Consider the following 25,878-nt stretch of genomic DNA (forward strand, 5'->3'; position numbering starts at 1 on the left):
ATGTAATGCTTTGTAAATGATTGTAAAGAATCATTTACAATCACATTCATACTTGCTTCCTTTAGGAAAAATGCTATAATAAGCATTTGTGTCAGGAAATACTTTAAGAGGGGTTTGACTTTGTGATTAATCATGCAAAAGTGCAAAATGCCGATTACTTTAAAACATATTTAACACTTATCATGGATCATCGGGAGTTTTCTTTACAGGAGGCTATTGATTTTATGGTGTCATCTTATTTCTTTAATAATATAGAGCTCTATGGAAAAAAACCGAAGCAACAGTTTGAATTAGCAATTCAACAACTTTCTGTCTAGTAAATCGCCTCTAGAAATTAGACGCGAAAATAGACGCTTTGACTATAAATAAAAAACCGCTAGGCATTTAAAATGCGCTAGCGGTTTTTTTATTCTTGTTCATCCTCGCCAATTTTATCATTTGTAATAGCAGGTAAAATTGGTTGCTCTACTTTATTATCTGTCACTTTTGTCGTGTCGTACTTTTCTTTTAGCTCATAGTATTTATCTAAAGCACGTCTTGCAATAACGTTATTGTTTGATAAATGTTGATCTAGGTTAGTAGTTGCCCAAGGAATCACAACAGCATAGGCAATTTCAGGATTTTCATATGGCGCATAGCCAACATGCGTCAAATTAATCGTATTTGTACCATAACGCTCTTTTAACGGACCATAATATACAACTTCGGCTGTTCCCGTTTTTCCGGCAGCTGTATACGGCGCATTCGCAAATGCTGATCGTGCAGTACCACGAGAGCCTGTATAAACACGGTGCAATCCTTGTTTAACATAATTAATTTCATCATCAGTATTATCGATATGATTTAAAATTCTCGGTCCTACTTCTGTCACTAATTGTCCAAGCTGCTGACCATCTTTTGATGGATCACGCACTTCTTTCACGACATGGGGCTGAATACGGTAGCCACCATTCGCTATCGTTGAGATGTATTGTGCTAGTTGTAGCGGTGTATACGTATCATACTGTCCAATAGCTAAGTCGAGCGTTTTACCACCCATTGTAGGACCTGAAGGACCTTCCACTCCACTAAATTCATTTGGTAAATCAATGCCTGTATTAACACCTAAGCCAAATTGTGCATAGGAATTACGCATATTTGGGAATGTTTGATCATTTAATCGTAATGGCATCATATAACTATATGGTGTGCCATTGATCAGCATTGCTGTTTTAAACATATAAACGTTAGAAGATTGTTCAAGTGCACTTAAGCCGTCCATTGAAATATACCCACCATGGTTAAAGATCGATTTTTTTACTGGTGTACCAAGTAAATGGATAGGTTCATCTCCCAATACTGTGCTCGGCGAAATTGCCCCTAGTTTATAACCTGTAAGCAAAGTGGCTGCTTTTACGACAGACCCTGCTTCATAAGCTGTTGTGAACGATCCGTATGCATAATCCACAACTACATTTTTCCCAGTTTCTGAATCTTTTTCTATTTTTTTACCGACCATTGATAAAATGTCACCGGTGTTCGGATCCATCATGATTAAGAAAGCGCGATCCAATAAACTAGAGCCAGACATCGCTTTTAAATTAAGCAGTTCTTCCTCTACAATTTTTTCATTAGCTGCCTGTAACTCACTATCAAATGTTAATACTAAATCTTTTCCAGGCTCGCCTTCATATGTCGTAATGGTATCGACAACTTGCCCTTTTTTATTCGTAATATTTTTGACAACTGTTTTTTGCCCTTGTAAAAGCTCTTCATATTGCGCTTCAATATAACTTTCTCCTACGCGGTCATTACGAGAATAATCCCGTGCCAAATAATAATTCAGCTTATCTTTCGGAATCCCCTTCGTTGGAACAGTTGTGCGGCCTAACACAGAAAGTGAAGATAGTTTGACACGCTTCCAGTCTGTCGTTGTATTGACTCCTGGCAACTCCGTTAAACGCTCAGAAACACGTGCAAATTCATCAGCTGTTACATTTTCACTTTTAATGATTTGTGGTGATAAATTATAGCCTGATACCATTTCTCGGTAAATTGCTAGTACTTCTAAATCATCATCAGTTAATTGTGCTAATTCTTCGTCGGTAATGCGCTCACGCACAACCTTATCAATCTCTGCATTTGCTTGACTTGTCGTAATATTTTCTTGGGTTTTAATTTTAGTTTGCTCTGCATCAGAAATTTTTGCGTATGCCGCATCATGATTTTTTAAAATCCAAAAATCATATTTATCACGTAGTGTGATACGGTCTATCGGCTGTTCAATCAGCTGCGCAAGCTTTTCAGCTATTGCTAGCATATCCTCAGTTTTTGTCGTCTGCATTTTCGTATATGTAATTGCATTTTCCGGTTGGTTATCAACTAAAATTCGCCCATAACGATCATACATTCTACCCCTTGGTACACTTGTATTAACAGGTACTTCCTCTGTCCGCTCTAAAATACGAACATAATCTTCCCCTTTTACAATTTGCATATAACCAAGCCTAAAAATTAACATCGAAAATACGATAAATATTGCAAAGAAAAGGACATTCATACGAAATGTTAAATTAGAATGATGCTTTGCTTTAACACTCGCTGCGCGATTTTTCCCCGGTGCTTTGCGCATATGTATTACCCTCCTCATCTAATAACTGTTTAAATACACGATACCTAGTATACCATTCGAAGTTAAGTCAGAAAAGCATACACAAGAATCAATTTCATAAATGTTGTTTTCCATTAAAAGAAAATATTGAAAAAATGTAGAACAGGATTTTTTGCATCATTATGCAACAGGCAAACGCTTTCCTTGGCAAGCACCAAGCGTTTTCCATCACCACGTTCAGCCCAGGCTTGCTTATCCGCTGGCATCTTCGCCCTTCGCTCCATTGAAATTCGTTACTTCCCCAAGAAAAACTACTTATGAAATGAACTCATTTTATAATTCCTTACTAATAGCTTCATTTATTTGACGGTACTTTGCAAGAAAAGTTTCCTTCAAAACATATCGATTTCTTTAAATTAGTAAACTACATTGGAAAGTTATCACTTGATGCGATAAATTCATTTAAAAAGGGCTATGCAAGGTGATTTTCACCCATTGCATAGCCCTCTACTCGAAAATTAATTTTTATAGTTCCACTTCACTGACGTCAGCTTCGCAGAAATATAATTGTTTTCTCGCAAATGATTATTTTGCAGCTTGGAATTTAGCTTCTACTACATCCCAGTTTACTACGTTCCAGAAAGCACCGATATAATCTGGACGACGGTTTTGGTAGTTTAAGTAGTAAGCGTGCTCCCAAACATCTAATCCTAAGATTGGTGTTTTACCTTCCATGATTGGAGAGTCTTGGTTTGGTGTAGAAGTAACTGCTACTGAATCACCATCAACGATTAACCAAGCCCAACCTGAACCGAATCGAGTTGTTGCAGCTTTAGCAAACTCTTCTTTGAAAGCATCGAAAGAACCAAATTTAGCATCGATTGCTTTTGCTACTTCACCAACTGGAGTTTTTGAACCGCCTGGAGCGATTAATTCCCAGAATAGTGTGTGGTTAGCATGTCCGCCACCGTTGTTACGAACTGCAGTTTGTTTGTCAGCTGGTAGTGCGTCGATGTTTGCGATTAAGTCATTAATGTCTTTTTCAGCAAATTCAGTACCTTCTACTGCTGCGTTTAAATTTGTTACATAAGTATTGTGATGTTTAGAATGGTGAATCTCCATTGTTTTTGCATCAATATTTGGTTCTAATGCGTCATAAGCATAAGTTAATTGTGGTAATTCGTAAGCCATTTTTAAGTTCCTCCCTAAAATAAAGAAATAATTAGTACATCCTTAGATTATCAAAATTGGTCAAACCATTCAATGAAAAATACCTCAAATCAAAGATTTCAGCCTTTTGACCGAAAAAACAATCCACTCTCTATCATACCCACTTCTTTATTTTGTTAAACTTTATAATTACACCCACAAAAGTGCACGAACAAATTATATAGCAATGAAGAAAATAACAATCATCACAATTTGAATAACCGCTTTCGCTACAGTTGATGTTAAAAAGCCGATGAGGGAACCAACACCACTTTTCACAGCTTCCACAACTGTTCTTCGCTCCACTAGAAGCTCCGCAATAACCGCTCCTAAAAATGGACCTACTAATATTCCTGCAACTGGAATAACAAATGGACCAATCAATAAGCCAATTGTACTTCCCCACATCCCTGCATTTGAACCGCCAAATTTTTTAATGCCAAAAGCATTTGCAACGGTGTCAGCACCAAATAGCAAGACAACAAATAATATTTCAATAGCCCAGAACCACCAGCTTAAATCGGCGAATGAGAAAAAGAATCCATACAGTAAAAAACCACCGAGTAAAAATAAAACGCCAGGGATTATCGGATACACTAAACCTACAAATGAAATGATAAAGCAGGCAATTACTACGATCCAGCCAACGACTTCCATAACAATCTCTCCTTTTGTCGTGCATTGACTTTTATACGAAACATATTGCCAAAAGTTTCATACCTAATGACGAATGCCTAATATAGAATCTGCAATATTAACTGCATGATCCCCTATTCTCTCCAAGTTGCTCACAATATCGGTATAAACGATACCCGCAGCGCCACTACATTCATTAGTATTTAAGCGTGCGATATGCTTTTGTCTTAGTTTATCCTCCATATCATCAATTAAACTCTCGAGCTCTGTTACTTCTTGTGCCAAACTAAGACTAGCTGTATCAAGCGCTTCTATGCTTTTACGTACTGCCTCAATCGCGAGACTAAACATACCAATTAAATCTTGTCGCGCTGATTTACTTAAACTTACTTCATGGTGATCTTTATATTGTAAAAGCTCTAATATATTTTCAAAATGGTCGCCGATACGCTCAATATCGCGTACATTTGTTAAAAGAGTATGGTGACGAACCGAATCAGCATGAGAAAGTGGCTGCTTTGAGACCATAACTAAATAATTTGTTATTTCTTTATCTAAGTGATTGAGTCCAACTTCCAATTGTAATACTGTCGGAATATGTGCGGATTCCCCAGTTTTCATATATAAAAACGTTTCTTCTAATCCCCTAAGAGCATGCTCGCCCATCCGTAAAACTTCCTCTTTTGCCTGCCCTAGCGCAATGGCAGGAGAAGAATCGATAAATGCTGGATCTAAATGCTTCGTCGTAACATCAATATTGCCATCATTGCCAGGTAATAGTTTTGTTACTAGCAACGTTAACCCTGCAATAAATGGTAGCTGAATCATCATATTAAAAACATTAAATGAGCCATGTGCTACAGCAATTTGCATACGCGGCTCCAAGTGAAATAGACCACTAATCCAATGTACATAGTTTATAAACGGGGTAAAAAGCAACATAAAAATAACTGTCCCAATAACATTAAACAACACATGTGCTGCCGCAGCACGCTTTGCATAGATTGAAGCACCCAACGAAGCTAAAACAGCTGTAATCGTCGTCCCTATATTTTCGCCAAATAAAATCGGTAGCGCACTATCTAAGCCAATTAAATTCTCGGCATATAAGCCTTGAAGTACCCCGACTGTCGCTGTCGAGCTTTGTACGAGTAACGTAAAAATAGTACCTAGAAATATTCCAATTACCGGCTGGTTACTTAGATGAATAGTTAATGATTCGAAATCCGCTAATTGATGCAGCGACTGCATACTTGCACTCATTAACTCCAGCCCTAAAAACAAACCACCAAAGCCAAATAAAATTTGCCCAATATGATGATAGATTGCTTTTTTAAAGAAAAACAAACATGCTGCACCAATCGCAAGTAATGGATAAAAATAAATACCAATATTAATACCGATAATAAATGCGGTTATTGTTGTACCAATATTAGCTCCCATAATAACGCCAATAGCTTGACGAAGTGTTAAGAAGCCTGCACTCACTAGGCCAACAGCAATCACTGTTGTTGCTGAGCTTGACTGGATACAAACCGTTACGATTATCCCAACTAACACACCCATTAGCGGATTTGTCGTAAATCGATTTAGCCATTCTCGAAGTCTATCATCTGCCGATTTTTGTAAACCTTCGCCCATGTATTTTATGGAAAATAAAAAGACCCCTAATCCGCCTAAAAATTGAAATAATATGCTTTGCCAATCTATTGTCAATGGTTTTCGCTCCAATTCCTACGTCTCTACTACTCTATTCCTAATCATTAAATGAAATTGTACAAAAAGTAAAGAATACCTTTAACTTCTTTACACAATGTTAACATTTTAGCATCGTATTCACAGATAAAGTTACTAATGTCCATATCTAGTCATTCCTGAACATGTTAGAATATCGTTTGGAGGAGATATAAATGAAACACTCACAATTATTTATCGATAGCTTAATACATCCTAAAAAACTAGCAGCCTATCGTTTACTACCTATTGGGAAAGTTATTCAATATACCTTTCTATTAATTACGATTGTTACAGTATTTTCTTTTGGGCGTTTTTCTGCTGATATGTCCATCAATACGATTGACATTAGCGGTATTACCGAATACATAGAACAAATAAAGTGGCTCTTATACCCTGTCACATTCATTATGCTGTTTGTAATGACAACAATGTTGATTTTTGGGCAAATTGCTCTCTATGCGTTAGCAGGATTATTTATTTTAAAAATCATGAAACGCCGTGGTGAATACCGCCATATTTGGCGCACAACAACATTCGCTATTACATGGGCCACTATTTTAAGTATGCTAGCAGAATACATTCCAAATGCCGCTACGATTATCTCGATCTTGTCTTTACTATTAACGATAACTCTATTAATCGTAGCCTTTACAAAATATCCAAAACAAGCAATTTTAAAATAATAGGCATGATTCCCCTCTCTTCTCAATATAGTGTAGAAAAAGGAGGGGATTTTTTGCGTGCATTCTTATTAACCGTTGCAATCGTGCTTATCGCTTTTGTCGTTAAAGTAGATTTAACAGAAGGAACATTATCTCTTGCTGCCTTCTATCCTAAAGAAAGTCAAAATGCATTTTGTGAAAACCAACGCGAACCTACTTACATCAGTGTACAAACGATTCAAGGCGATACGATACATAGCTTATTTGCACTACATCCTGCAAAAGTGCCGATGACCTTTCCTGAACGACTGGAGCTTTTTTATCAATTAAATCCACATTTACAATTACAAGCACTTGTACCAGGCGAAAATATTAAGCTTCCTCTCTCTTTTGAATTCGAAAATAAATGCGGAAAATGAAAAGTTAACGTTTCTTCCTTGTCCTTATTTTCTTACACTGATAAAATAAGTGTCAGTGACGGCTGAAAGTAGTGGCCCGAAAAGGAGAGAAAGTTAATGAGTGAAATATGTCACCGTTCAAAAACACGTCCAGTACGTGTCGGTAATTTAACAATTGGTGGTAGTAATGAATTATTCATTCAAAGTATGTGTACAACAAAAACACATGATGTCGAAGCAACAGTAGCAGAAATTCTTCGACTTGAAGAAGCAGGCTGTCAAATCGTTCGCGTTGCAGTCCCAGATGAACGTGCGGCTGATGCAATCGCAGAAATAAAGAAACGTATCCATATTCCATTAGTAGCTGATATTCACTTTGACTATAAATTAGCTTTAAAAGCAATTGAAAATGGTATCGATAAAGTTCGTATTAACCCAGGTAATATTGGGCGTAAAGAAAAAGTTGAAGCGGTTGTTACAGCAGCGAAAGCAAAAGGCATTCCTATTCGTATCGGCGTAAATGCTGGTTCACTAGAACGTCATATTCTTGAAAAATACGGCTATCCAACTGCAGATGGCATGGTAGAATCTGCATTACACCATATTAAAATTTTGGAAGACTTAGATTTCCACGATATTATCGTGTCGATGAAGGCATCAGACGTCAATTTAGCGATTGAAGCATATGAAAAAGCTGCAAAAGCATTTGATTATCCTCTACATTTAGGGATTACAGAATCAGGTACACTTTTTGCAGGGACTGTAAAATCAGCAGCTGGTCTTGGCGCCATTTTGTCAAAAGGCATTGGGAATACACTTCGTATCTCTCTTTCTGCAGATCCTGTAGAGGAAGTGAAAGTTGCACGTGAGCTATTAAAATCATTTGGTTTAGCATCTAATATGGCGACATTGATTTCTTGCCCTACATGTGGACGTATTGAAATCGATCTTATCTCTATCGCTAACGAAGTTGAAGAATACATTTCAAAATTGAATGTTCCTTTAAAAGTTGCTGTTCTAGGCTGTGCGGTTAATGGTCCTGGTGAAGCACGTGAAGCAGATATCGGTATTGCTGGTGCGCGTGGTGAGGGGCTGTTATTTATGAAAGGCAAAACTGTCCGTAAAGTGCCAGAAGAAACAATGGTAGAAGAGTTGAAAAAAGAAATCGATAAGCTTGCTGCTGAAATGGTAGAAAAACGTGCGGCTGAAGAAGCAGCAAAAGCGAACGCCTAAGGGGGTGCTAGCATGACAAAGCCTCGTTTTGGAATCGATATTGACGGAACAGTAACATGTCCGAGTACACTCATTCCTCACATCAATAAGCAGTATAATGTAAATATTACGCTTGATGATGTATGCGAATATGATTTTTTATCAGCTTTCCCACATCCCGTAGATCGCACAGCATTCAACGCGTGGTTTAAGGAAAATGAGCCTTATATGTATGAAGTTTCGGAGGCCGCAAAAGATGCCAAAGAAATTTTAAGTGCTTGGCAAAATACTTATGAGCTATATTACATTTCTGCACGCGGTCAAAATGTATCAGATATTACGATGAACTGGTTTAAGTCACAGGCTATCCCATTTGATCATATTGAACTTATAGGGAGTCATGACAAACTAGCTTCAGCGAAAAAGCATAGTGTAGCAGCTTTCTTTGAGGATAAACATGATAATGCTGTGATGCTCGCTGAAGAATTAAAAATACCCGTGGTGTTATTCGACACACCATACAATCGACTTGCTGTACCTGACAATGTTGTGCGCGTTTATAATTGGCAAGAAGCAAATCAATTTATCACTAATTACTTTAAGTAAAACTTATAAAAATTAAACAAAAGAGTCGTGTTTCCTTTGTGGAACACGACTCTTTTCAGATTGTTGCAATGCAAAAATTGTCTAAAAGTCGCCCATGGCAACACAACTGGTGTGACAAAGAAATTTATTGCACGTTTAAACTTCAAGAATCCCCCGTAACCAACGCTCCACAAAATTTTCAAAAGTTATCCCATAATTATCATATACAGCGTGATACACAAAATAAGTTCCTAATCGGTCAAGTATTTCATCATTAATTTTCATCCCAAAATGCTCCCCTTTCAAGTGATAATTATTTAAAAATTCAGTCTATTAATTCTTTGCCATCAAGCATACTTTGGAAAAGGCCGTATCGTTGAAAAAACGTCACAATCTGCCTCTTACATACCCTTTCTTCATAATTTTCTTTTCGTTAAGATAGTAGTAACAACTAGTGGAACTGGGGGGTACTCCTTGTGAAATGGATGACAAAACTTGCTATTGTTACATGCCTGTCTGTCTTACTTGCTGGCTGCGGTGATAGACTAACTGAAATTAAAGATGCCTTTTCTGGCATTAACTCAGCGGCTGATGCAGCAGCTAGCGCAGTTAGCCAAGATGTGCATGCAATAAGAGCTCTTACAATTAATTACAATGACGAATCCTTTACTATTAATGACCTATTTAAAACTATTTTACGTGACATACGCTGGGAATATGACGGCAAAAAAAATGAGCTTCATGTCCAAGGCACTTGGCAAGCACCGTTATTCTCTGAACAAGCTTGGGATGACCATATGCAAAAACAGCTTGCTGAGACGGGTTTGGTAACCGTTATTTGTGTAATCCAAGACGATCAAATTGATAGCTCACAGACAGAAGTAACGCTTGTATTCAATCAAGAAAAGATACTACAATTAAGTGGTGATGATGCCCTTCATCATCTATATGATACATATTTAAAAAAATAATTCTTATAGCTTTTCTGACGATTATCGTTAAGAAAAGCTATTTTTATGTAGAGTAACTCCATTTGCATGACCTTACCTCAACAAATTCCAATGACACAAATTAATCTTACAATTTAGAAATATTAAAGCTTATTATTTGAATGCTAGTAAACCATCACGTTATAATCAAAGTATCACGTGATGGTTGGGAGGTCATTGCATTGGGACAGAAAAACTAAAAATTGGTGAGCTTGCTCAAAAAACAGGCATTACAAAAAGAACAATTGATTATTATACAAATTTAGGCCTGTTGGAGGCAGAACGTTCCGAGTCAAACTATCGCTTTTACGACCCTGCCATGATTGATCGACTTTATTTTATTGAACAGCGTAAACAAGAAGGGCTTTCACTAGGAGAAATACAAAACGCACTCAATATTAATAGTTATGAAGAAATCGATGTTCAAATGCTACGTTTAAAAATGCAAGATTTAGAACATGATGTATCATCTTTACTTGAACAAATGAACAATCAAGACAATAAAAATATTCAATCAATTAAAAAAAATGTTTCACCTGAAAGTATTGCACTTATGCAATCTTTATTATTACTTATTAATACCTAGGAGGTGACGTTCTGTTTTGCAGAACGACTATTTGGAGACCATACTGAATTTATCAATTTTCACGATTTTATTAGCGTTAACCGCGTTTTTCGTCGCAACGGAATTTTCAATTGTTAAAATGCGTTCCTCTAGGCTTGACCAATTAATCGCAGAGGGCAATAAAAATGCCATTCCCGCGAAGCATGTTGTCAATCACTTAGATGAATACCTATCCGCCTGTCAGCTTGGCATAACGATAACAGCACTTGGTATCGGGATGGTAGGAGAAAAAACCTTTGAATTTATGCTGCACCCATTATTTGAAATAATCGGAATTGCTGATAAGTATATACCGATTTTCACAATTGGTACCGCTTTCGCTATCGCTACTTTTTTACATGTTGTCGTTGGTGAATTGGCGCCAAAAACAGCAGCTATCCAAAAGACGGAAAAGATTGCATTACTTTTTGCTAAACCGATTATCGCTTTCTATAAATTGATGTACCCATTCATTTGGTTTTTGAACGGATCAGCACGTATTCTTCTAGGCTTCTTCGGCATGAAGCCAGCAAATGAGCACGAGATATCACATACGGAAGAAGAATTGCGCTCATTGCTATCTGAAAGTTTTAAAAGCGGTGAAATCAATAAAACTGAGTTAAAATTCGTTAATAATGTCTTTGAATTTGACGAGCGTATTGCTCGTGAAATTATGGTTCCCCGCACAGAAATTGCAGGCATTGAAAAAAACGAAACCTTCACCAATATTATTCATTTTATCGCCGCTGAAAAATATACTCGCTACCCTATTTATGATGGTGACCGAGATAATATTTTAGGGTTTATCAATGCAAAAGAATTATTTACCCATGGTCTACTTGAACAATTAACGGATGATTCTTTTGTGCTTGAAGATTTTATTAACCCTGTTATTCGTGTAATAGAAACGACACCTATTCAACAATTACTTGGCCGCATGCAAAAGGAACGCATTCATATGGCTATTTTAATGGACGAATATGGTGGTACTTGCGGACTTGTCACAGTTGAGGATATTTTAGAAGAAATCGTTGGAGAGATTCGTGATGAGTTTGACGATGATGAAATTGCTGAAATTCGAAAAATAAGTAACAATCATTATATTTTGAATGCCAAAATGCTTGTAGAAGATGTAGAAAATTTACTACAAATTTCACTAGATACAGATGATGTAGAAACACTCGGTGGTTGGTTCTTAACCGTGAATAATGGCATTAGAGCTAGTAAAAACATCGAGCTGGAACAATATGTATTTAGCATTTATGAACAACGTGGTCATCAGCTTCACTATATCGAAGTACGTCCGCTCCAAAAAGCTGCCCCTGTTACAACAGAAAGTTAACTGGACAATTTCCCTTCGTTAGAAGCATCAAATGGCAATCAAAACTTAAGATAAATAAGGCTATACTAGTATTTCTATATACTTTTTGACTCATTCCATTATTAGCCATATTTATATATAATGTTTATATAAATGATTTTATTTTCAGGGGGCAATGTTATGAAACTTTTTAAACTTTATCATTCAGACGGTATCCACATTATTACCGATGTCAAAAAACATAAGACAAATATCGAATTAAAAACGATTACAGGAGAAATTTTATATATTATCGTTGTAACTGACGAAAACTATACAGTATACGATGACCGCTTCGCTGGCGCTTCAAAGCAGTTAAATTCTGTTGAGGCATTTGATATTGATGGAAGCTTTAGAAGCCTTGACTTTGATAATATGCGCTCATTATTCAAAGAAGCATTTACGAAACTATTACAAGAAATCGCTGAGTGTGTAAATGATGGAGACGAGCTAGTTGATCTTGATACATTACGCCATAAAGTAAGTGCGCAAATTAAAGGAATTCATTTCCGTGTTATTTCTGACACAAAAAAATATGAATATTAATTGCCTGTTATCACAATCAACAGACTGCTCAATGAGAAAGATTCTTCTTTGAGCAGTCTTTTTCTTTCGCTCCGTATTCTATTACCTTTTCAAATGCTAGCTCCCCAGATCTTCGCACTACTATTTTGACTTTCATGTATAATGGAGCGTAACAACCTGATGAAAGGATGTTTGCATGAATCGTGAACAACTAATTTCCCTCATTTCAGAGAAACTAAAATTAATTCGAACAGAAAAAACATTAACGCAAGACCAAATGAGCAACCTATTAGGGCTTTCAAAAAAAACACTCGTGCAAATTGAAAAAGGTCGCATTACAACAGGCTGGACCACTGCAGTTGCTGTATGTGCACTATGTCGTGAAAGTTCAATTTTACAGCATGAGCTAGGCGGTGATCCCCTTGAGGTAGTTGACTTAATCGCCAATAATGGCACTTTACAACCAAAGGAAAAAACGATGGGCGGATACATATGGTGGAAAAATGTAAACGAGTGGAAAGGCTATCGTTTACAACAAAATGTGATTAGTCAACATTATCGAATTTTAGATACCGACAACTACCGCTTGCTTTCAACCTTTGACGAAAGTATCGCGGAGCAAGAATGGAACAAAATTAAAAATAGTTAAAACTAATTTGAATATAAATCCCTATTCCCGAGGAGGTTTATATTCAAATTATATTTCACAACAAAAATCTCTAAGGAACATCTAGAATACTTTTTATTTGCCATCAACGCTTGCACTACCACAACTCCTCCCCTCATTTATTGCAAATCTATAGACAAACGATTAAATGCTCAAACTCTCTCTGACATAAGATAAAAGAAGGCGATAATTTGCAGAAGATGCTTTATCGTATGAACATAATTCTCTAAAATGGTTACTTATCTAAAAATGTTTTAGGTATTTTTGCCGTCATTACTAAATGAGAAAAGTCGAATTTTGTAAGATTAATCTCTATAATGAAATGTAACGCCTGTTTTACTGGAAAGGATGCTTTTTATGACACGTATACTAGCAATTAGTGATATACATGGGGAACTAGAACTTTTGGAAGAATTATTGCTAAAGGTAAAGTTCGATGCCACACAAGATGAACTATTTTTACTTGGAGATTATATTGATCGAGGTCCTGCTTCTTGTGGTGTTTTAAATATAGTTGCGGAATTACAAGCAACTGGGGTACGCGTACTACTAGGAAATCATGAAGCTATTATGCTAAAAGCCTGTCGTACAGGGACTCCAAAAGCTTGGAATCATTGGACTTCACTCTGTGGTGGAGATGCAACACTTGCCAGCTATGGCTATCATGTGGAAGATTTTGAAGATGCTATTGTCAGCAATACATTACCTAGTTACATTCAAACATTACCGAAGCTTGAAGAACATTTACAACTTATAGAAACTTTTGAAACTTATATAGAGTTAGAAGATGCAATTTTTGTACATGGCGGCGTTGTGCCTGGCGTAGCATTGGCTGACACAGATCCTTTACAACTTATATGGATTCGAGAAGAATTTCATACAGGCTATGATGGAGAGAAAACGGTGATTTTTGGCCATACCCCTACTTATAAGTTGCATCAGGACCCAACAAATTATGATGTTTATTTTGGTGACAATAATATTATCGGCATAGATGGTGGTGCTGTATTTGGAGGGAAGCTTCACGCTTTCGAATGGCCGCACCGTCAATTTACATCTGTTGAAAGTGAAAAGCCAACAAGCTTAGAATAACTTGTTGGCTTTTCTATTTAGTTTTACCTATAACAACAGTTAATATAGTTTAAATATAACCCCAGCTAGCGAATAAATAATAACTGTTGAGAAGAGGATTGTCATATGCAAAAGTGAGAATACAAACATTTTTGTCGCCCACTTCTCTTGATTTTTATTGCTATGATAACCGTATATACTCATTGCAAGCCATGCGACACTTAATATTAGTGCGACAAGCATAATACCCTTACTTAACGAACCAAATAAAAAGCTAGATAATATTAGCAATATTAAATAAAAGTTCGTTTGGTAATAAGTACGACGCATCCCTTTTATTACAGGTAACATTGGAACACTGGCCGCTTCATAATCTGCATGCTTTCGAATAGCAATCGCATAAAAGTGTGGCATTTGCCATATGACCATGACAAAAAAGAGACCCATTAAAGCTGGGTGTGTAATATCTGAAGATACAGCCGCCCAACCAATTAAAGGTGGTACAGCGCCTGATATACTCCCTACTTCGGTATTATAAATTGTGCGACGTTTTGTCCACATAGTATACGGTACAACATATAAAAAGACACCAATAAAACCAAATAATGCAGCTAGTGGTGAAGCTAATGCTAATACACCTACTCCAACAATTAGCATAACAATTGCTAAAATCATCGTTGTTTTTGCTGACATTTCGCCTGTTACTGTAGGACGATTTTTTGTACGTGGCATAATGGCATCTATATCACGGTCATACACGTTATTAAACGCACCGGCAGCACCGATAACAAGTGCTGAACCAACTGTTGCAAAAATGATTTCTGGTATATTGTCCAAAAGCGTCATTTTATTTTTATACATCCCTAGCGTTAAGCCAGCCCACATAGGAATTAAATTGGATTTTATAATACCTGTTTTAACTGTTTGTGCTAAAACATTAGAGAGCGAGTGTTTCTCTATTGTCTTTTCTACAGTCTGTGGATTTTGATCCGTTTTTAGATTTTGTTCCATTCCTCTTAATTCCTTTTCTATTATAATTTCTATATGCGTCCTTCAATAGAAAGAGACATTTTTTGCATTCAACATATCAAATTATTATTTTACCCCTTTTAGGGCAGCTATGTCTCAAAGTTCACATAAAGTACATGATTTCATGAATGAAATAGGTTTAAGCCAAATCACAACTTCTTCTATGATACCACCGACTAGCATGAATTTGAACCTAATTGCCTTCTTTCCTGCATAATGCTATTCAAGAAAAACAATCTGCTCTATACTAATAGGTATGTTCTATTTAATTGAAGGAGTGTCTAACACGTGAAATACGGATTTATTGGTCTAGGTAACATGACCACAGCCATTATAAAAGGAATGTGCAATAGCGGAGATTTTGATTCCTCTTATATATATGGCTATAATCGCACAAAATCTAAAACAACTAAACTTGCTACCTCTTATGGCATACAAGCGACAACTTCTATCGAGGAACTGATGGTAAATTGTGATGTCATTATTTTAGGTGTAAAACCACAAATGCTACCTGATGTTTTGCCAGAAGTTAAAAACCATTTACAAGAAAAGCACATGATTGTATCCATTGCTGCTGGTAAAAATCTCAACTACTTCCAAGGCTACCTTTCAGAGTCCACTCCAATTATTCGCGTTATGCCAAATATCAATGCCCTAATTGGCGCATCAACAAGTTGCTACACTACAAATGAGCAGGTGACAAATTCACAACTTCGACTCATCACAACATTATTTGAAACAATTGGCACGATTATTGAAGTACCTGAACACTTATTCTCCATCTTTACGACAATAGGTGGGGCTTCACCCGCTTTCACCTATATGTATATTGATGCATTAGCTCGAGCAGCTGTGCGCGAAGGTATGCCTAAAAATATGGCACTTGATATAGCAGCGAATGCTGTATTAGGCAGTGCGAAAATGATCTTACAATCAAAAGAACACCCATGGGCACTTGTCGATCAAGTATGCTCTCCAGGTGGAACGACAATTCAAGGCGTATCTTCACTGCAAAGCAATCATTTCGAAACGACAATCCACGATGCAGTTGCGGCTGTAACGGATAAGGACCGCAGTCTTTCTAAATAAAGCATAAATTTTAAAAGGCATCGAGAAATTTATTCCCGATGCCTTTTATTTTCTATCGTTACTGCATATTCTCTTGTAATTGTTGTGTTAAAAACATCACTATATCTTGTCTGTTTTCCGGCGTAACACCATGTCCATCTGGATATTGCTTGAATGAAACAGATGCACCGAATTGCTCAAATAGTTCCTTGCTTTCAACACCCCATTGAGATGGAATCACATAATCATAATCGCCATGAGAAATAAAGGCATGTAGATGATTAACTGTACGAATTGCATACTCCTCAGTGACAAATTTTGGCGTGTATCCGCTCAATGCTACAATACCTGTAATTAAATTGCCCATAACAAAAGCTAATGACTGTGCCAATACCGCACCTTGACTAAATCCAAGTACATATACTTTATGAGGGTCAATTTGAAACTCTTCAATAGCTTCTAACATAAAGCGTTGAAGAGCAATTAACACTTTGTCAAAAATAGCTCGATCTGGTTTTCCAACTTCCTGAATTGTGAAAAAGGCATAACCAGGCTTTTGTGTGATAGGACCTCTTACGCTAATTATATGACATTGATCTTGAAATTCTTGTACTAATTGCGGTAGATCCTCTTCATTACTACCCATGCCATGCAAAAGAAAAATAGCTGGATATTTTTTAGTCGGGTCCATATTTGTTGGTTGTGTATGTTTATATGTGAATGGTGTATTCATGGACATAATTCCTTTCAAGTAAACTCAGTCCTATTTTATCATATCGCGCGATTATCCTGCACAAATGTTGTTTTTATAAACGATTATTTCTAGCTTTCTAAAACGTAAAAATCCACTTCGCTTTCCGCAGGCACACACATAAGCCGCAGGAGTCTCCGTGGATTTTCACTTGGTTACTAGAATTGTTTGAGTGCCTGGCACTTTATTTTAAGTTTGTTTTTGAAATAAGCCCGTCCGTATGATAGGCTATATAACCGTTAATGATGCGCAGTGTTTCCTGCGGATTAGCGTCAAATAATACTTTTGATTGCGCAGGCGTGGATACAAGTACTGTTAGTAAATCCATGCGCATCGAATGTCCTGCAGAGCTATATGCGTAATCATAGATAATATCTTCTTCTGATAAGCCATCTGTTTCATATTGTTGATGAAACAACTCTTTTGCCATCTCCATCCGTTCAGCTACTTGCTGACGAATCCGCATTTGATGCATGAGCAATTCCTCTTCCAGTACTGCAGGTTTTAACCATTGTTTTTTCTCTAGCATATTGATAAGCTCATTTTCCCAAACTTGTTCATTATCAGTGAAATACAGCATATTCACCATTAGCATATCCCAAAAATCCGTTTTAGATAATGCTGATTGACGTTGCATCTCAATCGTCTGATTAAAGTGCTGCTCGACCTTTTCAATGTTCATATTTCGTACTAAATGATGACATACATTTTCAATAAATTTATTCGCTACTTCTTGTGCCATGATAAAAACCCGTCCTTATCTCAACAAATCATTTCTTCCCTATCATACCATGATTGTTGAATAGAAAGAAATGGACAACGTTTAGGTTTGGCTATGGTGTTATTGGAATAATGCTGATACGCCTGATTCAATTGCTGCATCACTAACAGCTTTTGCAACAACGCTTGCTACGCGCTCATCCATTGATTTTGGGATTATAAATTCTTCTTTTAATTCTTTTTCAGATACTAACGATGCAATAGCATCTATTGCAGCTATCTTCATTGCCTCGTTTATATCTGTGGCGCGAACATCCAATGCACCTCTGAAAATCCCAGGAAACGCCAACAGATTATTCACTTGATTAGGGTAATCCGAGCGACCAGTCGCCATGACACGAACGCCCCATGCTCTCGCATTATCATAGGTGATTTCTGGATTAGGGTTTGCTAGGGCAAAAACAATCGGATTTTTGTTCATTGACTCGATATGACCTTTTGTTAATAAATTGGCTACAGATACACCAATAAAAACATCACTTTCTGCAATGGCATCCTCTAATGTCCCTTTTGAATTTAGCGGGTTTGAGATTTTGGCAATTTGGTCTTTGATGACATTCATCCCTTCCTTACGACCATTATAAATAATCCCCTTTGTATCACACATTACTACATTTTTATATCCCAATTGTATTAACATGCGTAAAATCGCAATTCCCGCAGCACCCGCCCCATTAATGACTACCTTCATGTCCTCTGGTTTTTTGTTAACAATTTTCATTGCATTAACTAAGCCCGCTCCTACTACAATCGCAGTTCCATGCTGATCGTCATGGAATACTGGAATATTACATTCTTGACGAAGACGATTTTCAATTTCAAAACATCTTGGTGCTGAAATATCTTCAAGATTAATGCCACCAAAAGTTGGAGCGATTGCCTTAACAGTCCTTACAATTTCATCAACATCTTTAGTTGCGAGACAAATAGGGAATGCATCAATATTTGCAAAACGCTTTAGCAAAATTGCTTTCCCTTCCATTACAGGTAATGCCGCTTCTGGGCCGATATCACCTAAACCTAGAACTGCAGTCCCGTCCGTAACAACGCCAACTAGATTTCCTTTAATGGTGTAATCGTATACTGCTTGGGGATTTTTTTGGATTTCAATACATGGTTGTGCAACGCCAGGTGAATAAGCTAGACTTAAATCATATGTATCCTGTACTGGCACCTTAGCAACAATCTCCATTTTCCCTCGTGCTTCCTTGTGCAACTCTATTGCTTTTTTCATAATATCCATCGTCAAATCTCCAATCTTTCATTCCTTATCCTGCAATACATTTATCTCGTAAACTCCGCTATAATTTTACAAATAGCATTCGTTATAGTACTAACCAAAATTATATTTTTAATACAAAATGCATTCGTTTGCTCTTTATGCCTTTTATTGAATCGATTGAAGCAAAAAGGTTGTGTCTCCTGCTTAGAAAAAATTCAGGTACCTCTTACTGGTGTTCCGGCAGAAAGCATGCGCCGTAGCGGGTATCAACAGCAAAAAAAGTGCTAGATTGATTGCAGTCAATCTACCACTTTTTTCTATTGTTCTAGCGGCATGTTGTTTGAAGTGTCGCCCTCTTCAACCAACATGCATAATCTATTAATATGTTTTTATTTTACGCGAAACTACACATGTAATTTCTCTAAAATATTTTGTGCATTATGTTGAAGCATTTGATAGTTTTCTTGCAAAAAGGCTGGGTGTAATGGCTTGCTAAATAAAAAGCCTTGTACTGTTTCACAATGACCAGCTAATAAATAATTAAGCTGCTCTACTTCCTCAATACCTTCGGCAACTACCTTTAAACGGAGATGCTTAGCCATTGATAATATCATATCGACTAAAGCCTTATCTGTATCATCGCTTTGAATTTTTTGGACGAAGGAACGATCAATTTTTAAGCAATCAATTGGAAAATCCTTTAAATAGGATAATGATGAGTAACCAGTACCAAAATCATCTACAGCAATCGTTACACCAAGCGCCTTTAATTGATGTAAAATCATTGTCATATGATCTATATTGATCGTCATACTTTCTGTAATTTCTAATTGTAAATATTTTGGATCTAATTCTGTTTGTTCAAGGACTTGCTCAATCATCTCCACTATATTTTGTTGAAACAATTGTCCTAATGAAAGATTGACTGCTACTTTGATGGGTGGTAACCCTGCTCGCTCCCACTCCTTCACTTGCTTACATGCTGTTTCTAACACCCATTGTCCAATCGGAATAATTATACCTGACTCCTCCGCAATCGGAATAAAGACGCCTGGTGAAATCATCCCTTTGCGAGGATGTTGCCAACGGACTAATGCCTCAACAGATAGAATTTGCCCAGTTTGCAAATCAACCTGTGGCTGATATTCCAGTAATAACTCATTATTTTCTATTGCATGATGTAAATCATTTTCTAAAATAAGTTTCTCGGTAATATCGCTCGACATTGAAGTTTCATAAAATAATATGCGTGAAGGCACTTTGCTAGCTTCATGCATCGCATAAACAGCAAACCTTACGAGCTCCTCTTCCTTATAGGCATCTGATGGGAATAAAGATATCCCGATATTTAAATTCCCATTCAATGAAAAATGTTGGATTTGGAAAGACTCCAACATGGCCACCTGTAGCTGTTTACAAAGCTGCATAATACGTTGTGTATTTTTCGCATCATCAATAAAAACGATAAAACAATCTTCTCGTAACATACTTAGTAAATACTTTTCAGGTAAGGTATCCTTCAGCCTTTGTGCCACCATACTGAGCAATTTATCTGCATATGAACTGCCCAGTGAAGCTTTAATCGCTGAAAACCGTTCGATTTCTACAGCCAAAATAGCCTTATTGCCTTTGGTTTTGTATAAATTTTTTTGTAGTGATTCCATTAAAAATCGTTCATTTGGTAAATTTGTAACTTCATTATGATAAGCCATGTAATGCATCTTTTCTCTAGATTTCTCTAGATTTTTTTGCATTTCTAATAATTCTCGAAATGGCTTTTCTATAGAGGAAAAATAAACTGCTTTAAAAAGAAGATAAAATGAGCTCAATTGAAAAATATGTCCTATAAAGTTTTTAATATCGTAGACGTCCTTATATATTGTAAAAAGAATATCACTAATTATTAAATAAATAGCACTCCCTAGTAATAGAAAAATGATTTTAGGCGCATTGTTGAATTTTTTTAATAATATGATCATGATAGCGATATGACATACAATTGCGACATACTGCAATGAATTTTTCAAAGCTGTTGGACCAACACCATCAATAACAAGTGGTGGAAGTATAGGATTCGGCGCATATATCAGCATAACTAAAGCAACAATCACAAATAATGGCGTACTGTAAATAAACCATCGATATGTATTTTTTCGAATAGTTCTTTCCTTTAGACAAAAAATGCCTAGTATTCCACAGGACAATACTAATCTACCAATTATATAAAACCATGTGGCGGCATAACTAGAACTCTCCGTAATAAAAAATGGCATTCCTTTATAAGCAAGTGCGTGTGCCACCTCAATAAAACTACAAGTTAAAAATAAAGCACCTATGTATAAAGTTTTATTAGATAATATATAAGGTGTCGTTAACCACGACTGTATTGCAATTGTCATTGTTACAACAATAATAAGAATTTCCATTAGCAAATGAATTGAAACATAATTATGCTTTCCGAAAATCGCGTAAAATTCTTCACTCCAGTAACCGATAATTAGCAAAATAACAATGGAGTATATAATGAATTGAATCCCTTGCCTCAAAAAAGAATATTGTTTATTTAATTCCCACAAGATGACCCCTACCTTCTCTTTGCCCATAAGTAATTCATTATTTATATATAATTTAAAGCTAATATTCTACTAATAGATTACCATGATATACCTAAATTTCAATCAAAAGAAAATTTTGTTTATAGTCTTTATTGAGTAACGATGAAAATTTAATAGGATTACTAAATTCCTATTATAACCCGCTTTAATATTAGTATTTTTTCCATTAAAAATAGAAAGACCGAAGGCAACTCGAATTTTCCGAGTTTGTCTTCAGTCTTAAAAAAAGAATGTGATTATGCATTAGTTTATGAAAATACATAACTATCCATATTATCAATTGTATTTTGAATAGCCTCTTTTAAAGAACGCTGTTGCTCGTCGCAAGTAGCAATCGCTTCTTCTAATGCAATCACTGCATTGGCCATAAAGGGAGCCATCTGTAAATCTTTTGCAAGTTGAATCAGTACAAGTGCTTTATTCCACTTCCAGCGTGCATTCATTGGATCTAAATTAATGGCTTGTTCCAAATAACCAAGCGCATCAAAAGGCATCCAGCCAAAACGATGCATTGTTTGACCTGTTATTCCCCAGTATAAAGCTTTGTTCGGATTTTCTTTAACTGCTTGTTTGAAGCAATGGACACTTTCATTATAATGATGTGCAAATAAAAATAGCTCACCCTGTGTAAAAAATGATTGTGCTTTTTCAATTGCTGTCCCTGTTTTAGCTATTTCCTCAAGTTCTTTAACACGCTTCGAAAATGCAGCTTCATCTTTTAGAGCACGTATTTCTACAACGGCATCGGATTCAGGGTAACTTTCATTCGCACGTTCCTTATGCTGTAATTCTTCTAAAAGTGTTGGCTTGGGGAATGTGGCAAAGTCGTATTCCTCTAGTAAAGTTATATATTTAATAGCTAAGGCCTTTTCTGGTCCTTCTGTTACTTGCAAAGCAGCTTCATAACATTTCATCAGCTCTCCATTATAAAAGTAATCATCCATTGTCATACAAATTTCCTCCAGTTTAAAACTTTACAGTCTTTATAATATACATTATACATATTCCGTATCGTAAACAAACTATGTTTTATTTAAAATGCCCCACTTCCATCACTAAGCGTGTTCGTGAGCTCACCTTATATTAGAATGTACCAATTCTATAAAAAAGAGACTGTCCAATATTTTCTTTGGATCAGTCTCTTACATGCTTTATTTTTTTAACACTTCTTTATCTAAGAAAGAGCGTAAATCTTGTTCTGCTAAAGCACCTACAAAGCGTGCTGCTTCCTTACCATCTTCAAAACGAATGAAAGTTGGTGTTGCTTCAATACCATACTTATCCCATAGATCTGTATATTCATATACGTTTAATTGAGCAACGTTTACACCAAGTTCATCAGCAATCGGCATTAATACAGGTGTAAATGCTTGGCAGTGTACACAAACTGGACTAAAGAAGTATGCGTTCACATCTTCTCCTGCTTTAATTTTCTTTTCTAGCTCATCTGGTAACATTATATTTTGATAATTTTCATCATCTAATTGATCGATTGTTTCTTGTGTTAACTTTTTGTCACCATACGGATTATTTGCACTAGCAAGTTTGTTTTTGTTCGATACATTTGTAAGCACAATGATTGCTGCAAATAATACAACAATAACCGAACCAATAATTAGTAATTTTTTCAATTAAACTCCTCCATTTTCACACAAAAATGTCCTACTTTTAGTGTATTTGGGATTGATTATAAAGTGTTTTTAGAACCTAGTAAACTAATTAGTCTTTCATATTAAATTTTCCAACTATTCAAACATAATTCAGTGCATTTATGGAAACATACTACTATAAGCTCAAAATGAATTTGGAGTGAAATTTAACTATGAAACACACTTTCCAACATGTCTTTCGAATTTATAAAAGTGATATTAAAAATATCGTATCAAACTGGGTAGTTGCTGTTATCGTTGGTGGTCTTATTTTTTTACCTTCTCTTTATGCATGGCTTAATATTTACGCTTCCATGGATCCATACGCTCACACTGCCAATATGAAAATTGCTGTAGTAAACGAAGATGACGGGACGACTATTAAAGGAGAAAATCTAAATATAGGAAAGGAATTAATGACTAATTTAAAAGAAAATAATAGTTTTTCCTGGTATTTTACCCCTAGGCAAGAAGCGCTCGATTCATTAAAAAATGGTGACTATTTCGCAGTACTTATTGTTCCTAGTGACTTTTCCGAGAAGCTAACATCCATTCTGACAGATGAACCAACAAAAGCGCATATTGACTATTATGTAAACGAAAAAATAAATCCCATTGCCCCTAAAATTACGAGTAAAGGCGCTGGCGTTATCACCCAACAAGTTTCTAGTGAGTTTATATCAACAGTAAATGGCACTCTTTTCTCGATGTTCAATACAATTGGTATTGAAATAGAGCATGAACTTCCAGACTTCAAAAAATTTGAACAGTATATTTTTACAATCGAGCAACATTTACCTGATATAGAGTCTTTTTTAGCAAAAACTGCAACAGGTGGAAAAGATGCCGAGAAATTATTAAATACTACTATTAGTGAAATTCCAGAAATAGTGAAAATTACGAATAACGGTCTTACAACTATTCAAGGTGGATTAAAGCTAATTAATGAAGCAGATACACTGTTCAATCAGCTTTCGCCAATCGTTAAAAAGGATTTAGAAAGTGCGCAAACAATCGCACAGCAATTCACAAATCTTTTAGAAAAGCTGCAAAATGCTACTTCCGATACTTCGACATTAGCGCAATCAAAAGACGAACTGCAACAACAATTAACATCTTCGCTAGACAAAGTAAACAGTAGTATTCAGACTTTAGAGGCTTTACAAAAACTCACACAGGCAGATGCAACATCTCGTAAGCAACTTGAAAATTCGCTCCAAAATGTTATTACATCACTTCAACAAAACAGCTCTAACGATAATAATAAAGACATTATTCAGCAATTGGAGTCTATACAAGGAGCGCTACGAGCTAATCCTACAATTACCGACTCTTCGACGGGTGCGCTCTCTTCATTACGCCAACTAAATGCTTTATTAACGGATATAACAAGTAAAGTTCAGCAAATAAATAATATTGATGAAGAAAAGATAAAAAACGATATTGCTGAAGTCCAAAAAATTGCCCAAGACGCTGCTGACAATTTAAAACAATTTCTTAGCTACTATTCAGAAAATCTGGAGCCGCAAATTCATACAACTTTGAATGCTGCGAAAGATACGCTAACGAATGCATCAACAATGCTAACAAAGGTTCAAAGCTCAATTCCACAGGCACAACAACGGTTAAATAATGCTAAAAATACGCTCGTAACAGCCAATAAGGCGATTTCTACAATTCAGTCAGACTTTCCAACGCTAAGCAAAAAAATTACTGATCTTGCTAATAAGCTTCGAACACTAGAAAATGAAACCGATATTTCTGAAATTGTTCAATTATTAAAGAACGATGTCGATGCTGAACGGAATTTCTTTGAAGAACCTGTACAGCTAGAAGAACATAGAATGTTCCCAATCGCGAATTACGGTACAGCAATGACTCCTTTTTATACGGTGCTATCTATTTGGGTAGGTTGTTTGTTACTTATCTCACTACTTGCGGTAAATATACACGACAACCAACAATATAGTATTCGTGAAATTTACTTTGGGCGATTACTGACGTTTGCAACAATCTCATTAATCCAAACTCTAATTATTACCATTGGCGATGCTTTATTATTAGATGTTTCTATTAGTGCGCCCTACTTCTTTATAATTTTTGGGCTAATCATTAGCTTTGTTTTTATAACTGTTGTCTACACGCTAGTATCCGTATTTGGAAATGTTGGGAAGGCGTTAGCAATTGTTATGTTGGTCTTACAAATTGCTGGTTCTGGAGGCACCTATCCCGTAGAATTATTACCAAAGTTTTTCCAAGTTATTAATCCGTTTTTACCGTTTACCTATGCAATTGAAATGATGCGAGAGGCAGTCGGTGGCATCATTTGGCAAAAGGTATGGGTAGACCTCGCATTTTTGTTAGGCTTTTGGTTAATTTTTATACTGTTTGGCTTTTTCTTAAAAAAATTACTAGGCGAAAAAATGGAACTTTTAATGAACAAAACACGCGGTTTAGATATATTTCATTGAAATCCGTCCTTGTCTGCTATAAATATGGACAGGGACAATGTTATAATG

General features: G+C 36.1%; 26 protein-coding genes. 13 read left to right on the plus strand and 13 right to left on the minus strand.

Going from position 1 to position 25,878, the window contains the following annotated elements; translation table 11 throughout:
- Positions 1-122 precede the first annotated feature (122 nt).
- Positions 123-317: a hypothetical protein gene (locus ACIP9G_RS04430; RefSeq protein WP_340823735.1), complete on the plus strand. Its 195-nt coding sequence runs from the start codon at positions 123-125 to the stop codon at positions 315-317.
- A gap of 89 nt (positions 318-406) precedes the next feature.
- Here the strand turns inward: ACIP9G_RS04430 and ACIP9G_RS04435 are convergent, their stop codons facing one another.
- The 5 genes from ACIP9G_RS04435 to ACIP9G_RS04455 all read right to left on the minus strand — a co-directional run bounded on the left by ACIP9G_RS04435 (position 407) and on the right by ACIP9G_RS04455 (position 6,151).
- Positions 407-2,611 (minus strand): peptidoglycan D,D-transpeptidase FtsI family protein, encoded by a 2,205-nt coding sequence (locus ACIP9G_RS04435; RefSeq protein WP_340823734.1) that lies wholly within the window; start codon positions 2,609-2,611, stop codon positions 407-409.
- A 113-nt stretch (positions 2,612-2,724) separates the two neighbouring features.
- Positions 2,725-2,856, minus strand: a complete 132-nt coding sequence (locus ACIP9G_RS04440) for a hypothetical protein (RefSeq protein WP_401017685.1) — start codon at positions 2,854-2,856, stop codon at positions 2,725-2,727.
- Positions 2,857-3,175: 319 nt separating this feature from the next.
- Entirely contained in the window at positions 3,176-3,781 is a 606-nt protein-coding gene (locus ACIP9G_RS04445) for a superoxide dismutase (RefSeq protein ID WP_401017688.1), read from the minus strand.
- A 195-nt stretch (positions 3,782-3,976) separates the two neighbouring features.
- Complete coding sequence (locus tag ACIP9G_RS04450; protein ID WP_401017691.1) at positions 3,977-4,456, minus strand: DUF456 domain-containing protein; 480 nt, start codon at positions 4,454-4,456, stop codon at positions 3,977-3,979.
- 63 nt (positions 4,457-4,519) lie between these two features.
- The gene (locus ACIP9G_RS04455) at positions 4,520-6,151 is read right to left on the minus strand and encodes a Na/Pi cotransporter family protein (protein ID WP_401017694.1); all 1,632 of its coding nucleotides are present in this window, start codon (positions 6,149-6,151) and stop codon (positions 4,520-4,522) included.
- Positions 6,152-6,345: 194 nt separating this feature from the next.
- Between ACIP9G_RS04455 and ACIP9G_RS04460 the strand changes: the two genes are divergently transcribed.
- The 4 genes from ACIP9G_RS04460 (at position 6,346) to ACIP9G_RS04475 (ending at position 9,050) form a co-directional block, all read left to right on the plus strand.
- On the plus strand, positions 6,346-6,855 hold the full coding sequence (locus ACIP9G_RS04460; RefSeq protein WP_401017697.1) for a DUF1189 family protein: 510 nt from the start codon (positions 6,346-6,348) through the stop codon (positions 6,853-6,855).
- A 53-nt stretch (positions 6,856-6,908) separates the two neighbouring features.
- Complete coding sequence (locus ACIP9G_RS04465) at positions 6,909-7,253, plus strand: hypothetical protein (protein WP_340823726.1); 345 nt, start codon at positions 6,909-6,911, stop codon at positions 7,251-7,253.
- A gap of 96 nt (positions 7,254-7,349) precedes the next feature.
- Positions 7,350-8,465 (plus strand): flavodoxin-dependent (E)-4-hydroxy-3-methylbut-2-enyl-diphosphate synthase, encoded by a 1,116-nt coding sequence (ispG, locus tag ACIP9G_RS04470; RefSeq protein WP_340823725.1) that lies wholly within the window; start codon positions 7,350-7,352, stop codon positions 8,463-8,465.
- Positions 8,466-8,477: 12 nt separating this feature from the next.
- Positions 8,478-9,050 (plus strand): 5' nucleotidase, NT5C type, encoded by a 573-nt coding sequence (locus tag ACIP9G_RS04475; RefSeq protein WP_401017701.1) that lies wholly within the window; start codon positions 8,478-8,480, stop codon positions 9,048-9,050.
- A gap of 135 nt (positions 9,051-9,185) precedes the next feature.
- Here ACIP9G_RS04475 and ACIP9G_RS04480 read toward each other — a convergent pair whose 3' ends face one another.
- Positions 9,186-9,314 carry a hypothetical protein gene (locus tag ACIP9G_RS04480; RefSeq protein ID WP_255313805.1) on the minus strand — a complete coding sequence of 43 codons (129 nt, stop codon included), beginning with the start codon at positions 9,312-9,314 and terminating at the stop codon, positions 9,186-9,188.
- A gap of 200 nt (positions 9,315-9,514) precedes the next feature.
- Here ACIP9G_RS04480 and ACIP9G_RS04485 point away from each other — a divergent pair, with 200 nt between their 5' ends.
- The 6 genes from ACIP9G_RS04485 (at position 9,515) to ACIP9G_RS04510 (ending at position 14,266) form a co-directional block, all read left to right on the plus strand.
- On the plus strand, positions 9,515-10,000 hold the full coding sequence (locus ACIP9G_RS04485; RefSeq protein WP_340826457.1) for a hypothetical protein: 486 nt from the start codon (positions 9,515-9,517) through the stop codon (positions 9,998-10,000).
- A gap of 184 nt (positions 10,001-10,184) precedes the next feature.
- Positions 10,185-10,604, plus strand: a complete 420-nt coding sequence (locus ACIP9G_RS04490) for a MerR family transcriptional regulator (RefSeq protein ID WP_401017704.1) — start codon at positions 10,185-10,187, stop codon at positions 10,602-10,604.
- 31 nt (positions 10,605-10,635) lie between these two features.
- The gene (locus ACIP9G_RS04495) at positions 10,636-11,964 is read left to right on the plus strand and encodes a hemolysin family protein (RefSeq protein ID WP_340826456.1); all 1,329 of its coding nucleotides are present in this window, start codon (positions 10,636-10,638) and stop codon (positions 11,962-11,964) included.
- 159 nt (positions 11,965-12,123) lie between these two features.
- Positions 12,124-12,528: a hypothetical protein gene (locus ACIP9G_RS04500; protein ID WP_172772022.1), complete on the plus strand. Its 405-nt coding sequence runs from the start codon at positions 12,124-12,126 to the stop codon at positions 12,526-12,528.
- A gap of 175 nt (positions 12,529-12,703) precedes the next feature.
- Positions 12,704-13,156: a helix-turn-helix transcriptional regulator gene (locus ACIP9G_RS04505; protein WP_340823719.1), complete on the plus strand. Its 453-nt coding sequence runs from the start codon at positions 12,704-12,706 to the stop codon at positions 13,154-13,156.
- Between the two features lie 375 nt (positions 13,157-13,531).
- Positions 13,532-14,266, plus strand: a complete 735-nt coding sequence (locus ACIP9G_RS04510; protein WP_340823718.1) for a metallophosphoesterase — start codon at positions 13,532-13,534, stop codon at positions 14,264-14,266.
- 39 nt (positions 14,267-14,305) lie between these two features.
- Here the strand turns inward: ACIP9G_RS04510 and cyoE are convergent, their stop codons facing one another.
- Complete coding sequence (gene cyoE, locus ACIP9G_RS04515; RefSeq protein ID WP_340823717.1) at positions 14,306-15,256, minus strand: heme o synthase; 951 nt, start codon at positions 15,254-15,256, stop codon at positions 14,306-14,308.
- A gap of 306 nt (positions 15,257-15,562) precedes the next feature.
- Between cyoE and proC the strand changes: the two genes are divergently transcribed.
- The gene (proC, locus tag ACIP9G_RS04520; RefSeq protein WP_401017710.1) at positions 15,563-16,363 is read left to right on the plus strand and encodes a pyrroline-5-carboxylate reductase; all 801 of its coding nucleotides are present in this window, start codon (positions 15,563-15,565) and stop codon (positions 16,361-16,363) included.
- A gap of 58 nt (positions 16,364-16,421) precedes the next feature.
- On the opposite strand, the gene ACIP9G_RS04525 is transcribed toward proC, so the two are convergent.
- The 6 genes from ACIP9G_RS04525 to ACIP9G_RS04550 form a co-directional block, all read right to left on the minus strand.
- Positions 16,422-17,075, minus strand: coding sequence for an alpha/beta hydrolase (locus tag ACIP9G_RS04525; RefSeq protein ID WP_401017713.1), 654 nt, complete (start codon positions 17,073-17,075; stop codon positions 16,422-16,424).
- A gap of 202 nt (positions 17,076-17,277) precedes the next feature.
- On the minus strand, positions 17,278-17,835 hold the full coding sequence (locus ACIP9G_RS04530; RefSeq protein WP_340823714.1) for a hypothetical protein: 558 nt from the start codon (positions 17,833-17,835) through the stop codon (positions 17,278-17,280).
- Between the two features lie 99 nt (positions 17,836-17,934).
- Positions 17,935-19,116 (minus strand): NAD(P)-dependent malic enzyme, encoded by a 1,182-nt coding sequence (locus tag ACIP9G_RS04535; RefSeq protein ID WP_401017716.1) that lies wholly within the window; start codon positions 19,114-19,116, stop codon positions 17,935-17,937.
- A 383-nt stretch (positions 19,117-19,499) separates the two neighbouring features.
- The gene (locus ACIP9G_RS04540; RefSeq protein WP_401017719.1) at positions 19,500-21,671 is read right to left on the minus strand and encodes a bifunctional diguanylate cyclase/phosphodiesterase; all 2,172 of its coding nucleotides are present in this window, start codon (positions 21,669-21,671) and stop codon (positions 19,500-19,502) included.
- 287 nt (positions 21,672-21,958) lie between these two features.
- Entirely contained in the window at positions 21,959-22,660 is a 702-nt protein-coding gene (locus ACIP9G_RS04545) for a tetratricopeptide repeat protein (protein ID WP_401017722.1), read from the minus strand.
- 201 nt (positions 22,661-22,861) lie between these two features.
- Positions 22,862-23,341, minus strand: coding sequence for a thioredoxin family protein (locus ACIP9G_RS04550; protein WP_401017724.1), 480 nt, complete (start codon positions 23,339-23,341; stop codon positions 22,862-22,864).
- A 191-nt stretch (positions 23,342-23,532) separates the two neighbouring features.
- Here ACIP9G_RS04550 and ACIP9G_RS04555 point away from each other — a divergent pair, with 191 nt between their 5' ends.
- On the plus strand, positions 23,533-25,830 hold the full coding sequence (locus ACIP9G_RS04555) for a YhgE/Pip family protein (RefSeq protein ID WP_401017727.1): 2,298 nt from the start codon (positions 23,533-23,535) through the stop codon (positions 25,828-25,830).
- Positions 25,831-25,878 lie beyond the last annotated feature (48 nt).

The sequence above is a fragment of the Lysinibacillus sp. NPDC093197 genome (assembly GCF_044754025.1).
Classification (GTDB): Bacteria; Bacillota; Bacilli; order Bacillales_A; family Planococcaceae; genus Lysinibacillus.

Excerpts from the sequence above, each read along its gene's own strand:
- ACIP9G_RS04450 (WP_401017691.1), bottom strand. The coding sequence starts at position 4,456 with ATGGAAGTCGTTGGCTGGATCGTAGTAATTGCCTGCTTTATCATTTCA.
- ACIP9G_RS04555 (WP_401017727.1), top strand. The coding sequence starts at position 23,533 with ATGAAACACACTTTCCAACATGTCTTTCGAATTTATAAAAGTGATATT.
- ACIP9G_RS04460 (WP_401017697.1), top strand. The coding sequence starts at position 6,346 with ATGAAACACTCACAATTATTTATCGATAGCTTAATACATCCTAAAAAA.
- ACIP9G_RS04485 (WP_340826457.1), top strand. The coding sequence starts at position 9,515 with ATGACAAAACTTGCTATTGTTACATGCCTGTCTGTCTTACTTGCTGGC.
- ACIP9G_RS04545 (WP_401017722.1), bottom strand. The coding sequence starts at position 22,660 with ATGACAATGGATGATTACTTTTATAATGGAGAGCTGATGAAATGTTAT.
- ACIP9G_RS04500 (WP_172772022.1), top strand. The coding sequence starts at position 12,124 with ATGAAACTTTTTAAACTTTATCATTCAGACGGTATCCACATTATTACC.
- ispG (WP_340823725.1), top strand. The coding sequence starts at position 7,350 with ATGAGTGAAATATGTCACCGTTCAAAAACACGTCCAGTACGTGTCGGT.
- ACIP9G_RS04530 (WP_340823714.1), bottom strand. The coding sequence starts at position 17,835 with ATGGCACAAGAAGTAGCGAATAAATTTATTGAAAATGTATGTCATCAT.
- ACIP9G_RS04435 (WP_340823734.1), bottom strand. The coding sequence starts at position 2,611 with ATGCGCAAAGCACCGGGGAAAAATCGCGCAGCGAGTGTTAAAGCAAAG.
- ACIP9G_RS04445 (WP_401017688.1), bottom strand. The coding sequence starts at position 3,781 with ATGGCTTACGAATTACCACAATTAACTTATGCTTATGACGCATTAGAA.
- ACIP9G_RS04480 (WP_255313805.1), bottom strand. The coding sequence starts at position 9,314 with ATGAAAATTAATGATGAAATACTTGACCGATTAGGAACTTATTTTGTG.
- ACIP9G_RS04505 (WP_340823719.1), top strand. The coding sequence starts at position 12,704 with ATGAATCGTGAACAACTAATTTCCCTCATTTCAGAGAAACTAAAATTA.
- cyoE (WP_340823717.1), bottom strand. The coding sequence starts at position 15,256 with ATGGAACAAAATCTAAAAACGGATCAAAATCCACAGACTGTAGAAAAG.
- ACIP9G_RS04475 (WP_401017701.1), top strand. The coding sequence starts at position 8,478 with ATGACAAAGCCTCGTTTTGGAATCGATATTGACGGAACAGTAACATGT.
- ACIP9G_RS04525 (WP_401017713.1), bottom strand. The coding sequence starts at position 17,075 with ATGAATACACCATTCACATATAAACATACACAACCAACAAATATGGAC.
- ACIP9G_RS04440 (WP_401017685.1), bottom strand. The coding sequence starts at position 2,856 with ATGCCAGCGGATAAGCAAGCCTGGGCTGAACGTGGTGATGGAAAACGC.
- ACIP9G_RS04535 (WP_401017716.1), bottom strand. The coding sequence starts at position 19,116 with ATGGATATTATGAAAAAAGCAATAGAGTTGCACAAGGAAGCACGAGGG.
- ACIP9G_RS04510 (WP_340823718.1), top strand. The coding sequence starts at position 13,532 with ATGACACGTATACTAGCAATTAGTGATATACATGGGGAACTAGAACTT.